Source organism: Yoonia ponticola (assembly GCF_014199395.1).
Classification (GTDB): domain Bacteria; phylum Pseudomonadota; class Alphaproteobacteria; order Rhodobacterales; family Rhodobacteraceae; genus Yoonia; species Yoonia ponticola.
Genome location: NZ_JACIJM010000015.1, coordinates 20,365 through 34,263, shown reverse-complemented (window position 1 = coordinate 34,263; position 13,899 = coordinate 20,365). Strand labels below are relative to the sequence as shown.

17 protein-coding genes are annotated in these 13,899 nt (G+C 55.4%); 11 read left to right on the top strand and 6 right to left on the bottom strand.

Annotated features, from left to right (window positions below):
- The first annotated feature begins 43 nt into the window (after nucleotides 1–43).
- The 9 genes from FHS72_RS17195 (at nucleotide 44) to FHS72_RS17155 (ending at nucleotide 6,940) form a co-directional block, all read left to right on the top strand.
- Nucleotides 44–844 carry a DUF4394 domain-containing protein gene (locus FHS72_RS17195; protein ID WP_183530974.1) on the top strand — a complete coding sequence of 267 codons (801 nt, stop codon included), beginning with the start codon at nucleotides 44–46 and terminating at the stop codon, nucleotides 842–844.
- A gap of 162 nt (nucleotides 845–1,006) precedes the next feature.
- A complete protein-coding gene (locus tag FHS72_RS17190; RefSeq protein ID WP_183530973.1) occupies nucleotides 1,007–1,366 on the top strand; it encodes a hypothetical protein in 360 nt (119 codons plus the stop codon).
- Nucleotides 1,363–1,974 carry a DedA family protein gene (locus tag FHS72_RS17185; RefSeq protein WP_183530972.1) on the top strand — a complete coding sequence of 204 codons (612 nt, stop codon included), beginning with the start codon at nucleotides 1,363–1,365 and terminating at the stop codon, nucleotides 1,972–1,974. Before FHS72_RS17190 ends, FHS72_RS17185 begins: the two co-directional genes overlap by 4 nt.
- 56 nt (nucleotides 1,975–2,030) lie before the next feature.
- Nucleotides 2,031–2,897 (top strand): ATPase, encoded by an 867-nt coding sequence (locus tag FHS72_RS17180; protein ID WP_183530971.1) that lies wholly within the window; start codon nucleotides 2,031–2,033, stop codon nucleotides 2,895–2,897.
- 34 nt (nucleotides 2,898–2,931) lie between these two features.
- The gene (gene metA, locus FHS72_RS17175) at nucleotides 2,932–3,849 is read left to right on the top strand and encodes a homoserine O-acetyltransferase MetA (RefSeq protein WP_183530970.1); all 918 of its coding nucleotides are present in this window, start codon (nucleotides 2,932–2,934) and stop codon (nucleotides 3,847–3,849) included.
- Complete coding sequence (locus FHS72_RS17170; protein WP_246414848.1) at nucleotides 3,824–4,831, top strand: alpha/beta fold hydrolase; 1,008 nt, start codon at nucleotides 3,824–3,826, stop codon at nucleotides 4,829–4,831. The genes metA and FHS72_RS17170 overlap by 26 nt, the downstream gene beginning before the upstream one ends.
- Before the next feature lie 45 nt (nucleotides 4,832–4,876).
- The gene (gene ppk2 / locus FHS72_RS17165) at nucleotides 4,877–5,737 is read left to right on the top strand and encodes a polyphosphate kinase 2 (protein WP_183530969.1); all 861 of its coding nucleotides are present in this window, start codon (nucleotides 4,877–4,879) and stop codon (nucleotides 5,735–5,737) included.
- The gene (locus FHS72_RS17160; protein ID WP_183530968.1) at nucleotides 5,730–6,347 is read left to right on the top strand and encodes a TetR/AcrR family transcriptional regulator; all 618 of its coding nucleotides are present in this window, start codon (nucleotides 5,730–5,732) and stop codon (nucleotides 6,345–6,347) included. The genes ppk2 and FHS72_RS17160 overlap by 8 nt, the downstream gene beginning before the upstream one ends.
- Nucleotides 6,348–6,424: 77 nt before the next feature.
- The gene (locus FHS72_RS17155; protein WP_183530967.1) at nucleotides 6,425–6,940 is read left to right on the top strand and encodes an acyloxyacyl hydrolase; all 516 of its coding nucleotides are present in this window, start codon (nucleotides 6,425–6,427) and stop codon (nucleotides 6,938–6,940) included.
- A 121-nt stretch (nucleotides 6,941–7,061) separates the two neighbouring features.
- Here the strand turns inward: FHS72_RS17155 and rpsI are convergent, their stop codons facing one another.
- The 3 genes from rpsI to FHS72_RS17140 all read right to left on the bottom strand — a co-directional run bounded on the left by rpsI (nucleotide 7,062) and on the right by FHS72_RS17140 (nucleotide 9,589).
- Nucleotides 7,062–7,556, bottom strand: a complete 495-nt coding sequence (gene rpsI, locus FHS72_RS17150; protein ID WP_183530966.1) for a 30S ribosomal protein S9 — start codon at nucleotides 7,554–7,556, stop codon at nucleotides 7,062–7,064.
- On the bottom strand, nucleotides 7,556–8,017 hold the full coding sequence (gene rplM, locus FHS72_RS17145; RefSeq protein WP_183530965.1) for a 50S ribosomal protein L13: 462 nt from the start codon (nucleotides 8,015–8,017) through the stop codon (nucleotides 7,556–7,558). Before rplM ends, rpsI begins: the two co-directional genes overlap by 1 nt.
- Before the next feature lie 150 nt (nucleotides 8,018–8,167).
- On the bottom strand, nucleotides 8,168–9,589 hold the full coding sequence (locus FHS72_RS17140; protein WP_183530964.1) for an aminotransferase-like domain-containing protein: 1,422 nt from the start codon (nucleotides 9,587–9,589) through the stop codon (nucleotides 8,168–8,170).
- 86 nt (nucleotides 9,590–9,675) lie between these two features.
- On the opposite strand from FHS72_RS17140, the gene FHS72_RS17135 reads away from it, so the two are divergent.
- Nucleotides 9,676–9,906 carry a DUF1127 domain-containing protein gene (locus FHS72_RS17135; RefSeq protein WP_183530963.1) on the top strand — a complete coding sequence of 77 codons (231 nt, stop codon included), beginning with the start codon at nucleotides 9,676–9,678 and terminating at the stop codon, nucleotides 9,904–9,906.
- 54 nt (nucleotides 9,907–9,960) lie between these two features.
- On the opposite strand, the gene FHS72_RS17130 is transcribed toward FHS72_RS17135, so the two are convergent.
- A complete protein-coding gene (locus FHS72_RS17130; RefSeq protein ID WP_183530962.1) occupies nucleotides 9,961–10,386 on the bottom strand; it encodes a PaaI family thioesterase in 426 nt (141 codons plus the stop codon).
- A gap of 60 nt (nucleotides 10,387–10,446) precedes the next feature.
- On the opposite strand from FHS72_RS17130, the gene FHS72_RS17125 reads away from it, so the two are divergent.
- On the top strand, nucleotides 10,447–11,229 hold the full coding sequence (locus tag FHS72_RS17125) for an enoyl-CoA hydratase (protein WP_183530961.1): 783 nt from the start codon (nucleotides 10,447–10,449) through the stop codon (nucleotides 11,227–11,229).
- 9 nt (nucleotides 11,230–11,238) lie between these two features.
- On the opposite strand, the gene FHS72_RS17120 is transcribed toward FHS72_RS17125, so the two are convergent.
- Entirely contained in the window at nucleotides 11,239–12,708 is a 1,470-nt protein-coding gene (locus FHS72_RS17120; RefSeq protein WP_183530960.1) for a carboxypeptidase M32, read from the bottom strand.
- A complete protein-coding gene (ctaA, locus tag FHS72_RS17115) occupies nucleotides 12,705–13,850 on the bottom strand; it encodes a heme A synthase (protein WP_183530959.1) in 1,146 nt (381 codons plus the stop codon). Before ctaA ends, FHS72_RS17120 begins: the two co-directional genes overlap by 4 nt.
- Between the last annotated feature and the right edge of the window lie 49 nt (nucleotides 13,851–13,899).

The following is a 13,899-nucleotide window of genomic DNA, read 5'->3' as shown; positions in this document are numbered from 1 at the left end:
CACCAAGATCGGGGGTCATGTGAAACCAATAGGGGTATAATAAATGCGTAAGACTTCGACACTGATGACGACTGTTGCACTGATTGCTGCGGGATCTATTGCTCAGGCAGACGGCCATGCAAGCCTCATGGCTGTGGGCCTGACTGGCGATAAAACGCTGGTGATGATTGATAGCGGCTCTGCGACAGCAACGGCGACAATGGATGTGACGGGTGTGGATCGCCTTTTGGGCATCGACCTGCGTCCAGCGACAGGTCAGTTGATCGGCGTGACACCTGCGTTTGAAATCGTAGAGATTGACCCCGCCACAGGCGAAGCCACCGTATTGTCCACGATGGATACCGAACTGCCCATCGCAGACGGCGCATCCGTGATCGTGGACTTTAACCCGCAAGCGGACAAACTGCGCTTTATGTCGGGCACCACAAACCACCGCGTTGATATTGAATCCGGTGCCGTCACAGTAGACGGATCGCTGGCTTATGAAGACGCCGATATGCACAGTGGCGAAGAGCCGAATATCGTCGCAGCCGCTTACATCAATTCCTATGGCAAGCCCGAGTCCACCGCGATGTTCGATATTGATGCGACAATCGTGGCTGTGATCCAGCAGACGTCACCAAACGACGGCACATTGGGCGCAATTGGCAAATTGGGCGTGGACGCACAAGACAGCTACGCCTTTGACATTGCTACCGACGCTGATGGCAACAACACCGCCTATCTGGCAACACCCGGTGCGCTGCATACTGTGTCCCTAGAAGACGGCACCGTGCAGGACACATGGGAGTTGATGGGCGTTGAGGGCAACCTGCGCGACATCACCTTTATGACTGCGATGTAAGTCAAACGACGTTATTTTCGGTGGGCGTGTTCTTTGCCTGTGAACATCGGACTAGCGCCAGCCTTTCGGGGCTGGCGCTTTGTCGTTTTGCGGCAGGGTCATGCTTGACGTGGGCCGTTAATCCTGTGCCTTTAGGGATATGTTTACGATCATAACCACGCCATGACACACCGTCACCAGATTTGGGGTTTCCTGCGGCAGCACCTTGGGGTGTTGGCTGTGCTGGTGATCGCTTGTGTGGCGGGGCTGTGGTTTACGTTTGGTATTCTGTCCGAATTTTTGTATTTTCACGATCCGATCAATCAGGATGAAGCGCTGAAACCATGGATGACCCCGCGCTACGTTGTCATGTCCTATGATCTGCCACGCGGCTTGGTGGCCGATGTGCTGGGCCTGACGTCCGAGACGCAGCGCGGCATGACGATGGCGGAAATCTCGGAATTGAATGATCTGTCCTTGGATGAGTTAACCAAGATTGTGCGTGATGCGGCCTCTGCATTCCGGATGGATCATCCGCGATGACTGACCTGATTATCGGCTTGATCCCCGACTACGGATTGCTGTTGTTGTTTGGCGTCGTCTCGCTGGCCTGTCTGGCGATTCCGCTGCCGTCGTCGATGATGGTGCTGACGTCCGGGGCGTTTGCGGCCTCCGAAGATCTGGCACTCTGGCAGGTCTTTGCCGTATCCTTTGTCGCGTTTCTGATCGGCGATCAGTTGGCGTATCTGATCGCATCGCGCTATGGGCGCAGGATTATCACGTGGATGCGGACCAAGCCGCGACTGGTGCCAGTCTTAGAGAAAAGCGAACATATGCTGCACAGCAAGGGCCATATCGCGGTGCTGCTCAGCCACACGATCCTCAGCCCGACCTGCCCTTATATCAGCTACCTGTGTGGCGCGGGCGGTATGCATTGGGTGAAGTTCACGCTAATGGCCGTCGTGGGCGCTGCGATCTGGACGCTGGGCTATGTGTCGCTGGGCTATATCTTCGCGTCACAACTGACGCAGGTCGCGGACATGCTGAGCAACTTCTTTGGCGTGATCTTTGCAGGCCTGCTGGTGCTGTATTGCGTGATCTGGCTACGGCGCAAATGGCGGGCGCATGTGGCCGAGATGGCAGCGGGCTGATCCGCCGCGCATATTTGCTCTAGCGCATTGCTGCATCCGCGCATATCCATCGGCCCATGATCTACAATACTGCAGCCGAATGGCGTAACGCCCCGCAAAAGCGCGTCCTCATCTTTGCGATGTCAGGGCTTGGAAAAACCTATCTGTCCAACATGTTACGCGATCAGGGCGACTGGTTTCACTATTCTATCGATTACCGCATTGGCACCCGCTACATGGGCGAATTGATCGCCGATAACGCCAAACGCGAAGCGATGAAGGTGCCGTTCCTGCGCGATCTACTGCGGTCGGACAGCATTTATATCGGCTCGAATATCTCTTTTGACGACCTCAAACCGATGTCGTCCTATCTGGGCAAACCCGGCGACGAGGCGCAAGGCGGTCTGCCGTGGGATGAATATACGCGCCGCCAAGACCAGTTCCAAACCGCTGAAATCGCGGCACTATATGACACGGGCCACTTTATCCAGCGCAGCCACGATCTGTACCAATATCCGCACTTTATCTGCGATACAGGCGGGTCAATCTGTGAATGGGTCGATGCGGATGATCCCAATGATCCGATCCTGACGGATCTGTCTGAAAAGACGCTGATGGTCTGGATCGAAGGCACTGACGCGCATACCGCCGAACTGATCCGCCGTTTTGATAAAGAACCGAAACCGATGTCCTATGATCCGGTGTTCTTGCTGCACACGTGGCAGGCTTATTTGACCGAATTCAATGCGTCGCCGGACAAGGTTGATCCAGATGATTTCATCCGCTGGGCCTTTGCCAAGGCGCTGGCCCACCGTCAGCCGCGCTACAAAGCGATGGCCGACAAATGGGGCATCACCGTGCCACAAGAGGCGGTCACGCAGGTTCACAATACGGAGGGTTTTGTCGACATGATCGCCGACGCCCTTGAGATGCGCAGGGCATAAGCCTATCTCTGCCATCCATCCGTGAGGAAACATTATGCCGATTAAACTACCTGCCGCCCTGCCCGCCTTTAACGTGCTCACCCGCGAAGGCGTCATGGTGCTTGACGAGGATACCGCTGGTCATCAGGACATCCGCCCGCTGCGGATTGCTTTGCTGAACCTGATGCCCAAGAAAATCCAGACCGAGAACCAGTTCGCGCGGTTGATCGGGGCGACGCCTTTGCAGATCGAACTGACCTTGATCCGCATGTCTGAACACCAGACCAAAAACACCGCGGCTGAACATATGGAAGAGTTCTACCAACCCTTCCAAGACGTCAAAGACCAGAAATTCGACGGTCTGATTATCACGGGCGCGCCGATCGAACACCTTGATTTTGCTGACGTTACCTACTGGGACGAGCTGTGCGAAGTCATGGAGTGGACCCAGACCAACGTGCATTCCACTTTTGGCGTCTGCTGGGGCGGCATGGCGATGATTAACTACTTCCACGGTGTGAAAAAGCATCTGCTGGATCACAAGGCGTTCGGCTGTTTCCGCCATTCGGTCTGCGATCACACCTCGCATTACCTGCGCGGCTTTTCCGACGACTGCGTGATCCCCGTCAGCCGATGGACCGAAATGCGCCAAGACGAGATTGACGCAGCGTCGGGACTAAAAACTTTGATCACCAGTGCGGATTCTGGCCCCGCTTTGGTTGAAGACGCCGCACATCGCGCTTTGTATATATTTAACCACTTTGAATATGACAGTGGGACGCTGAAACAGGAATATGATCGCGACGTCGCCGACGGCACCCCGATCAATGTGCCTACAAACTATTATCCGGGGGATGATCCGACCCAAGCACCGCTGAACAAATGGCGCAGCCACGCGCATTTGCTGTACGGGAACTGGATCAACGAGATCTATCAGACAACACATTATGACATTGATAAGATTGGCACTTAAGGGATTATCATACACAGGACTGGCGCTGGGCCTTGGGGCTTTGCTCGCCGGATGTGTCGCATCTTCGCGCACCCAAGCGACAGAGGCGGCTTTTCCCCCTGTTGGGCAATTTGTCGAGGTGACAGGCGGGCGCGTGCATTACGTGCAAAAAGGCAGCGGCCCGCATGTTGTGTTGCTGCACGGGGCTGGCGGCAACCTGCGCGATTTCACCTTTGATTTGGTGGACCGGCTGGCTGATGATTACACTGTCACCGCCTTTGACCGCCCGGGATTGGGCTACACCGACCGCGTGCCGCAAGTTGCCAAAGGCCCGTTTGCCACCGCAGGCGATGCCCCCGCCGATCAAGCACGGATGCTGCGCGAGGCCGCGACGCAGCTTGGTATCACCGATCCGATTGTGGCTGGTCACAGCTTTGGCGGGATCGTCGCAATGGCATGGGCTGACATCGGCCTGACCGAAGACGCGCCCGTGAACGCGAGCGGCATCGTGTCCTTTGCGGGCGTTTTGATGCCGTGGCCCGACGGGCTTGGTGCGTATTATACGTTGAATGGCAGTGTCTTAGGCGGGGCTGTGACAATCCCGCTGATCGCGGCCTTTGTGCCCATCAGCACCGTTGAAGGCGCAATCGAGGGCATTTTTTCCCCCGATCCGGTCCCCGCAGGCTACACGGAACACATCGGCGCACCGCTGGCCGTGCGGCAAACCACGTTCCGCGCCAATGTGCGTCAGGTCAACACGCTGCGCCCCTATGTCGTTGATATGGTGACACGTTATCCGCAAATCACCGTGCCCATCGAGATCATTCACGGCACCGCAGATAAAACCGTGCCGCTGCAAGTGCATCCTGCGGAGTTCATCAAAATCGTGGACAGCGCGCGCCTGACCAGCATGCAAGGCGTCGGACACATGCCGCACCATGCTGACCCACAAGCCGCAGTTGATGCGATTAACCGTGCGGCTGCGCGGGCTGGATTGCGCTAAGCCCTTAAAATCGCCATAATAAGCGCAATTCTTAGGGAGTTTACCATGTCCAAGCCGCTTGATGGTGGGATCAGTGCCTATTTTCAGAACGAAGCCCCGAAAGAGGTGGTTGACCTGATTGAATCCGCAAATAAAAAGCAGATCATCAATCCTGATTATCCCTATGAAAAAGCATGGGATAAGGACGATTACGAAGACGAGATCGACGCGCTGCAAATCCAACTGGTGAAAATGCAGTCTTGGGTCAAAGAAACTGGCCAGCGGGTTGTGGTCGTGTTTGAAGGCCGCGACGCGGCTGGCAAAGGCGGCACCATCAAGCGGTTCCGCGAAAACCTGAACCCGCGTAGCGCGCGTGTTGTGGCCCTGCCAAAGCCCACGGAAACAGAAGCCGGTCAATGGTATTTTCAACGCTATATCAGTCACTTGCCGACCGAAGGTGAAGTGGTTTTCTATGACCGCAGCTGGTATAATCGGGCTGTCGTCGAGCATGTATTTGATTTTTGCACGCCCGAGCAACGCGCACATTGGTTTAACCAAGTTGGCGATTTCGAGAAAATGCTGGCCGACGACGGGATCAAACTGTTCAAAATCTGGCTTAATGTGGGCCGTGCAACGCAGCTCAAACGCTTTCTCGACCGTGAAAACGATCCCCTGAAACAATGGAAATTGTCGTGGATCGACGTGGCGGGTCTTGCGAAATGGGACGCCTATACGACGGCTATCGACGAGACGCTTGAGCGGACCCATACAGAATATGCGCCGTGGACAGTTGTGCGCTCTGACGACAAAAAACGCGCCCGCGTGAACGCGATTAAGTCCGTCTTGCAGGGCCTTGATTATCCAGATAAAAACCTGCCAGAGATCGACGAAAAAATCGCCGGTGGACCGGACCTGTGGCATGGCTAAGCAAGGCTACCACCACGGCAATCTACGCGAGGCATTGGTCAAAAGCTGTCTCACGCTGATCGAGGCCAAAGGACCGACAGGGTTTTCGCTCTCCGAGGCTGCACGCGAGGCAGGTGTCACACCCGCCGCCGTCTACCGCCACTTTGCAGGCCGCGAAGACCTGATCGCCGAAGCCGCCCATCAAGGCTACGACATTTTTGGCGACCTGATGGAACACGCCTACGATGGTGGCCAGCCGTCAGCATTAACTGCGTTTCTGAAAACCGGCCGCGCTTATCTCGCCTTCGCCAACAAATTCCCCGGCCATTACGTCGCGATGTTCGAATCCGGTATCTCGATCCAGCGCAATCCAGCCCTGAACGCTTCCGCGACACGCGCCTTGGGCGTCATTGAAAAAGCCGCCGCCGACCTCAGCCAGCACATCCCCGCAGACCGCCGCCCACCGCCGCAGATGTTCTCGGCGCATATCTGGGCGCTGTCACACGGTGTTGTTGAACTGTTCTCGCGCGGATCGCCCGGCACCAAAAGTCCCTTTCCCCCCGAAGACCTGCTAGAAACAGGCATCGGCATCTACCTACGCGGCCTCGGACTGCTACCACCGGACTGCTAAGCCACGCCCCACCTTCATTTCGCAAAAACAACTCCCGCCGGAGGCTCCGACAGCCCCGCAAACACAGGACTAACGTTATGGACGGCACCGTCGCACTCTTCTGGCTCGTCACTAGCCTTTTCGATATGAACCAAACCGACTGCGCAACGGGATGTTTGATGCGCCATGCCGCAGCCGAACGCATCTCGATCCAGACTGCGTCGCTGCAATTTCAACGTGAAGAGATCGGCCGCGAATTTTATCTAGGGTATGATTTCGATCACGCTTATGGGCCGTTTCAGCCAACTGTGGCGGCGTCGATGACAAACCGGAATGATGTGTGGATCGGTGCGGGTTTTAAGTGGACCAGTGAAGACTTGATTGAAGGCCCTATCTTTCTTGAGGCGTCGTTTATCCCTGGTTTGCATTTTCGTGATGACGGACCAAACATCGGTGGTGAAGTTCAATTCCGCTCTGCTGTTGGCGCCGGATATGCGTTCGAGCAGGGCGCGACCTTGACCGTATCTTGGGACCACCGGTCAAATGGTGACACGCGCGCTATCAATCCAGGCTTAGAGACTTTGTCGATCCGCTATGCGTTTCCACTGAACTAAGCCGCCCGCGCTACCCTAAATTTTCTCGAAAATTTGTACGATTTTTCGAGAAAAATCGCGCATCACGCAAGCAAAAAGGGCGCCCAACCGGACGCCCTTTTCCATATCTGCAATCCAAAACTTAACGCTTGGAGAACTGGAAGCTCTTACGTGCTTTCGCTTTACCGTATTTCTTACGCTCAACAACGCGGCTATCGCGTGTGAGGAAGCCAGCGGCTTTCAGCGCAGGACGCAAGGACGGATCATAAAGCTGCAACGCTTTAGACACACCGTGCTTGACCGCACCAGCTTGACCGGAAAGACCACCACCTTTGACAGTTGCGACAACGTCGAACTGGCCAGCAACGCCAGCAACAGAGAATGGCTGCGCCAAGATCATCTGCAGCACTGGACGTGCGAAGTATGTGTTCATTTCTTTGCCGTTCACAGTGACCTTACCAGAACCTGGTTTGATCCATACACGAGCAACAGCGTCTTTACGCTTGCCAGTGGCATATGAGCGGCCCAGTTCGTCACGAACTGGCTCACGGTTGATTTCAACAGCAGCAGGTGCTTCAGCAACGACGCCTTCAGCAACAGCGCCCAGCTCTTCGAGAGAGTTGATCTGATCGGCCATTATGCGGTCCTCGTGTTCTTTTTGTTCATCGCTTTTACGTCGAGAACTTCAGGCTTCTGTGCTTCCATGCCGTGCTCTGTGCCAGCAAAAACGCGCAGGTGCGTCATTTGACGCTTGGACAATGGACCACCTGGCAACATACGTTGCACGGCTTTCATCAAAACGCGCTCAGGGTGCTTACCCTCAAGGATTTCGCCCTTGGTGCGTTCTTTGATCCCACCGACAAAGCCAGTGTGCCAGTAGTATTTTTCATCACGCTTGTTGCCAGTCATCTGGACTTTCTCAGCGTTGATGACGATCACGTTGTCGCCCATGTCCATGGACGGCGTGAAGGATGCTTTGTGCTTGCCGCGCAAGCGCATGGCGATGATGGACGCCAAACGGCCAAGAACAACGCCTTCAGCGTCAATCAAGATCCATTTCTTGTCTACATCTGCCGGAGTCGCAGAAAAGGTTTTCATATCTCACCAAAAAGGTTTGGGGGCTATTAAGGCCCGTCATTCGGATGTCTGGCTTATAAAGGGGTTGCGCGTGCAAACAAGAGGAAACATGCGTTAAAAAACGTTACATTTCAGCGGGTTAAAAATAAGGTATTAATATACCCCACTTATTTACACCGAAATCGCATCCGGTGGATTGTCGAGCATGTCGCGCAACGTCTGAATCCCCGCCGCAAAATGGTCATGTGACACCTGACCGTTGATCGCAATCCGCACAGCATGGTTCGAGCGGCCATCACGCAGCGCGAAATCTTCCGCAGACTTGATTAACACGCCAGCGCTTTCGGCGCGTTGTTTAAATTCACCAGCACGCCAGCCGATCGGCAGTTCTAGCCAAAGAAACGGCACTTGTTCGGACCATGTTACCGTATGGCCGTCCAAAATGCTCACAGCGGCCCGCACGTCTTGGGCAATACGCGCGTTAATCCGGTCAATCACGTCAGGCAATTCATCACGCGCCATAATGTATGCATACAAATCGGTTACAAGCCGTGTGACCCCAAAGGAATGGAACGTCGAGGTCCGCGCAAGGTTCGATGACCAATCCACAGGCGCCACCGCAAAGCCGATCCGAAGTGCAGCCGACAGCGACTTTGATGGCGACGTCACATACCACCCCAATTCAGGCGCAAGTGCGCGGTAGCTTGGTCCCAGATGTTTGGTCCGCATCAGGCGGTAGCAGTCGTCGTCGATGATGTGGATGCCGTATCGCTGGGCAAGCGCTGCGATCTGTTTGCGGCGCGGCGTCGAGGTCGTGCGCACCGTCGGATTGCACACTTCGGCAGAGGTGCAAAACACCTGAACGCCTTGTGTTTTGATCAAATCTTCGAGCACAGCAGGGTCCGGTCCGTCGTCATCCCACGGCACACCAACCACTTGCGCACGCGACATCACCGCCGCCGACCGAAAGCCGCCATAGCTGAGTTCATCAACCGCAATAACAGGTGAAGGTCCGTGCAGAACTGTTTGTAAAATCATGACAATTGCGCTTTGGCCGCCGTGCGACGTAATCACATCATCTTCATCAAACGGGCCAATCGGGGTGTCGGCAATCGACGCCTTAAACGCACGACGCGCAGCAATGTCCGTCACACGGCTTGGGTAGTTCAGCAGGTGTTCTGGCACCATGTCCGTCGACAACGCCTGAAGCGCATCGCGGATTAATGCACCCTGCCCGGCTTCGGGCATTTTCGGGCTTAATAGATGCACGCGGTCTGGTAAATCCGCCGTCGGATCTAGCATCGCAGGTGTATCCCAAATCGACTGCGTGGTGGCTTTGCGTTCCGTCACAAAGGTGCCGCGCCCGACCCCAGCGGTCAGACGCCCTTCGTCCGTGAGTACCGCATAAGCGCGGGCAACGGTCCCCGGAGTGACACCGATGCGGTAGGCCAATTCGCGTACAGGCGGTAGTTGTTCGCCGGCGGTTAATTGTCCCGATACAATGCCTTCGCGGATCGCTTGGGCCAGCGCCTTATACTTCGCACGGCCAGCGCCAGATATCTCTGGCTGCCATCTTGTATCGGATACAATCATTCTCTCGACCTTATACATCGGTACAATATATCCATTACATACGAACAATAATACAATGTGTCAATACAATTTGAAAGGGACGCATCATGTCAATCCATGCCATCCAGCCCGCGCAACTTGCTCTACTCAACGGTCAGGCCCAGCTTCCTACGCTCGCCCGCGTTGCTGTGGCCGTCGCGGTGATGGCGACCAAATGGGACATGAACAAACGCACCCGACGCGCACTTTCCCGCCTTGATCCGTGTGAATTGGCCGACATCGGTGTCACCAAACACGAGGCTGCACGCGAAGCAAACAAGCGTTTTTACCAACGCTAACGCCCTATTTTAACGATCTTCCTGACTGGGCCGGATATTTTCCGGCCCCTTTTTTTATTTTGGCGGGATTGAATAGGTTAACGACGCACGCGCAACAGGCGCCGCCTGCCCTTCGCTGAACATCAGCACATCACCCACAGCGAGAACGCGACCCATTTTCAAGACACGTGCCTCGGCAATCAGGTCGACACCGGCCACAGGTTTGCGCATAAAATCGATGCTACAATTGGTCGTTACGGCCAATCCAACAGGCCCGATCCGTGCCAAAACCGCTAAATACATTGCCACATCTGCGAGCGCGAACATCGATGGACCCGACACCGTGTTACCCGGTCGCAAGTGTTCTTCTTGTACCCGTAACCGGACTGTCAAAATGTCCTCTGTTAACGAATCTAAGCCAAACATGCCCGCCACCTGCGCGAAATCGCGTTCCAAAAATGCGTTCAACGCCGGAATATCCATCTGCAATGTATTAACCATGTCTTTCCTCACTCCCGTTCACCGCCTAAGCTTCTCTGAAACCAGCGCAAAGGCAAGCCCATGACACTGCTCTCACGCGACGTCGCAGACCATATCGCCCACATCGAAATGACAGCGCCTACGCGGCTCAACGCGCTATCGGACGCAATGATCGCAGCCTTGCATGCGGAACTCGATACAATTGCCAAAGACGATACAATCCGCGTCGTGATCCTTTCGGGCAGCGGTAAGGCGTTATGCGCAGGCCACGATTTGAAAGAAATGCAAGCGGGCCGCAACGCACCGGATCAAGGTGCGGCCTATTTCAAAGACCTGTTCACCCGCTGTGCCGCGTTGATGCAGCGCATCCAGACGTTGCCCCAACCCGTGATCGCCCAAGTCCACGGGATCGCCACTGCGGCAGGCTGCCAATTGGTCGCGACATGCGACATGGCCGTCGCTGCGGAGGATACAAAATTCGGAGTGAACGGCGTGAACATCGGGCTTTTCTGTGCGACACCAATGGTCGCGTTGACCCGTAACATTCCAACCAAATCGGCGTTCGAAATGCTGACGACGGGTCGGTTCATAGACGCCAAAGAAGCACATCAACTTGGTCTGATAAATTCTTACGCTAGCTCAGAAAATTTAGGTTCGGCAACACGTGAACTTGCCGCCAAAATTGCCGAAAAACTACCCGCCGCAGTGCGTTACGGCAAAGCCGCGTTCTACGCCCAATCCCAGATGACGACCCAAGACGCCTATGCGTTCACGGGTGACGTCATGGTTACGAACATGCAGGACGACGACACCAACGAGGGCATACAAGCATTCCTTGAAAAGCGCCCGCCAAATTGGTCGTGAACCTAGCGTTTAGAGATTATAAATGCCGCGAAATTTTTCCTCAAGGTAGTCCAATAGTGGTGCTTCCGTCGGTGCGGCACCCGTTGCGCGGGTGATTAAATCCGTAGGTTGGTACAATCCACCGAATTGTTGCACATTTTCGCGCAACCACGCCGTCGCGGCACTAGTATCGCCCTGTGCCAAATCCGCATCGACCGTTGGCACAGCCTTGCGCATCGCCGCATTCAAACATCCCGCGTAAACATTGCCTAATGTATACGTCGGAAAGTACCCAAACAGACCTTCGGACCAGTGCACATCCTGCAAAACGCCGTTCGATGGCTTGTCCACAGCGTAACCGAAGTCCGCCAAGAACCGATCATTCCATGCGGCTTCAAGGTCGCCCACAGCCAGATCACCCGCAATCAATGCGCGCTCCAAATCGAAGCGTAAAAGCACGTGGAGGTTGTATTGCACTTCGTCGGCTTCGGTTCGGATAAATCCGTCCGAAACGTGGTTAACACAACCGTAGAACGCGCGTTCATCAGCCACACCAAAGTCGCTGAACACGTCGCGCATTTGTCCGTATAGCCAGCTTGTGAATGCTTCAGATCGGCCCAATTGGTTCTCATAAATCCGGCTTTGGCTTTCGTGAACGCCCATCGAGACACCAGCACCTAGCGGGGTTAATAGATGTTTGCGGTCGATGCCCTGCTCGTAACATGCATGACCAACTTCGTGGATTGTCGAGTAAAAACAATTGAATGGATCACGTTCTTCAGTCCGTGTTGTGATCCGCACATCCAGACCAGACCCGCTAGAAAACGGATGCAGCGCCTTATCGATCCGCCCGTGCGTCAGGTCGTAGCCAAACGCAGCGGCCAGTTTTTCGGACAACGCGAGTTGGCCCGCCTCGTCAAAAGTTCCGGTTAACACAACCGGCGCAGGTTGGTCCAAAATCGCCGCTCGCAGAGACACAAGCCGTGGCCGAAGCGCGTCGAACATCGCACCAAGTTCGGCACCGGTCGCACCCGGCTCGTAATCGTCCAGTAACGCGTCATATGGATCGGTGTCACCGGCCACGGCCGCCGCTTCTTCACGACGCAAATCGACGACTTTCTGCAGGATGGGCAGGAACGATGCGACGTCTTCTTCTGCCCGTGATTTCGCCCAAGTGCGATGCGCGAGCGACGTGGTTTTGGCGAGCTCTGTCGCCAAAGTCGCGGGAACTTTCATGGTGCGCTCATAGGACCGTTTGATCTGCCGCAGGTTCGCGGCCGCCACATCATCGGGCGCATCAGCCGTTGCCAGCCAGTCGCCAATACGTGGGTCGATGCGTCGCGCATGGAGCATGTTGGCCATCGCGCCGTGCTCTTCTGCACGTTGATCGGCAGCACCGTCTGGCATCATTGTTTCTTGGTCCCAGCCGAGCATGCCTGCAACGCCAGACAATGCTTCAGTCTCGCGTTGAAACGCCATTAAATCTTTATAAGCAGTCATTTAGATGCACCTCGTACAGATTGCGGCAGCGGATAAATTGCGAGGAACCGCGCACGCATTACGAGTACCCACAAAACCACCGCGCCAAACTGGTGAACAATCGCCACGTGCCAAGGCGCGGAATACAGCACTGTGACGATGCCTAGCAGCATCTGCAGAACCATCATCGCCAATACCATGTTGAACCCAAAACGGGTCTGCGCATTGGCCGATTTACGGGCGCGCGACCAAACGAAAATGCCAAGAGCGAACAACACGTATCCAGTCATGCGGTGCATGAATTGCACCAATCCGGCGTCCTCGAAAAAGTTACGCCAGATCGGCGTTAAGGATAGCGGATCAGGCGGTAAGAAGGCGTCAGCCATCAACGGCCACTGGGGGAATGCACGGCCCGCGTCGATGCCTGCAACCAATGCGCCAAGCAGGATTTGAATGCTCGTCACACCGATCAAAACCGCGGCCCAACGTGCCAATGCGGGATTTCCGAGCCTGCGCGCTTGCAACAGGTCCGATGATCGACGTGACAACCGTAGGATGTACCATGCGATCACACCGAGGATCACAAATGCGAGGCCCAAATGCGTCGCTAAACGGTAGGATGCAACGTCGAGCATGCCGTCTTCGAGGCCGCTTGAGACCATCCACCAGCCGATTACGCCCTGCAGTCCGCCCAATGCGCCGATGAACAAAAGCCGTCCGGTCCAACCTGTGGGGATATTGCGTGTTACTGCGAAACCGACGAATCCAAGCGCCCAAACCACGCCAACAAAGCGGCCTAATTGGCGATGGCCCCATTCCCACCAGTAGATGAACTGGAATTCAGTCAGGGACATGCCCTTGTTTTGCTCTTGGTACTCTGGAAATGCGCGGTATTTATCAAATTCGACCTGCCAATCGGCAGCATTAAGTGGCGGAAGCGCGCCCGAAACCGGTTTCCACTCCGTGATCGACAGCCCGGAATCCGTGAGCCGCGTTAACCCTCCGACAGCAATCATTAACACGACCAGTGCGAACAACACGCAGAGCCACGCTCTGATTCCGCGTCGCGCACCCTGCCCTTTGGCGTCGATTCCGCCTGTTGTGACGGCTTGTTTTTCGGTTGTGTTCACGTCTTCGAAAATACTGCGCGGTTTGGTCGCCATCACGGTCTCCGGTCTTATTTATATGTCCGTACAGCCTGTGTACGCAATC

Excerpts from the sequence above, each read along its gene's own strand:
- FHS72_RS17195 (WP_183530974.1), top strand. The coding sequence starts at position 44 with ATGCGTAAGACTTCGACACTGATGACGACTGTTGCACTGATTGCTGCG.
- FHS72_RS17190 (WP_183530973.1), top strand. The coding sequence starts at position 1,007 with ATGACACACCGTCACCAGATTTGGGGTTTCCTGCGGCAGCACCTTGGG.
- FHS72_RS17185 (WP_183530972.1), top strand. The coding sequence starts at position 1,363 with ATGACTGACCTGATTATCGGCTTGATCCCCGACTACGGATTGCTGTTG.
- FHS72_RS17180 (WP_183530971.1), top strand. The coding sequence starts at position 2,031 with ATGATCTACAATACTGCAGCCGAATGGCGTAACGCCCCGCAAAAGCGC.
- metA (WP_183530970.1), top strand. The coding sequence starts at position 2,932 with ATGCCGATTAAACTACCTGCCGCCCTGCCCGCCTTTAACGTGCTCACC.
- FHS72_RS17170 (WP_246414848.1), top strand. The coding sequence starts at position 3,824 with ATGACATTGATAAGATTGGCACTTAAGGGATTATCATACACAGGACTG.
- ppk2 (WP_183530969.1), top strand. The coding sequence starts at position 4,877 with ATGTCCAAGCCGCTTGATGGTGGGATCAGTGCCTATTTTCAGAACGAA.
- FHS72_RS17160 (WP_183530968.1), top strand. The coding sequence starts at position 5,730 with ATGGCTAAGCAAGGCTACCACCACGGCAATCTACGCGAGGCATTGGTC.
- FHS72_RS17155 (WP_183530967.1), top strand. The coding sequence starts at position 6,425 with ATGGACGGCACCGTCGCACTCTTCTGGCTCGTCACTAGCCTTTTCGAT.
- rpsI (WP_183530966.1), bottom strand. The coding sequence starts at position 7,556 with ATGGCCGATCAGATCAACTCTCTCGAAGAGCTGGGCGCTGTTGCTGAA.
- rplM (WP_183530965.1), bottom strand. The coding sequence starts at position 8,017 with ATGAAAACCTTTTCTGCGACTCCGGCAGATGTAGACAAGAAATGGATC.
- FHS72_RS17140 (WP_183530964.1), bottom strand. The coding sequence starts at position 9,589 with ATGATTGTATCCGATACAAGATGGCAGCCAGAGATATCTGGCGCTGGC.
- FHS72_RS17135 (WP_183530963.1), top strand. The coding sequence starts at position 9,676 with ATGTCAATCCATGCCATCCAGCCCGCGCAACTTGCTCTACTCAACGGT.
- FHS72_RS17130 (WP_183530962.1), bottom strand. The coding sequence starts at position 10,386 with ATGGTTAATACATTGCAGATGGATATTCCGGCGTTGAACGCATTTTTG.
- FHS72_RS17125 (WP_183530961.1), top strand. The coding sequence starts at position 10,447 with ATGACACTGCTCTCACGCGACGTCGCAGACCATATCGCCCACATCGAA.
- FHS72_RS17120 (WP_183530960.1), bottom strand. The coding sequence starts at position 12,708 with ATGACTGCTTATAAAGATTTAATGGCGTTTCAACGCGAGACTGAAGCA.
- ctaA (WP_183530959.1), bottom strand. The coding sequence starts at position 13,850 with ATGGCGACCAAACCGCGCAGTATTTTCGAAGACGTGAACACAACCGAA.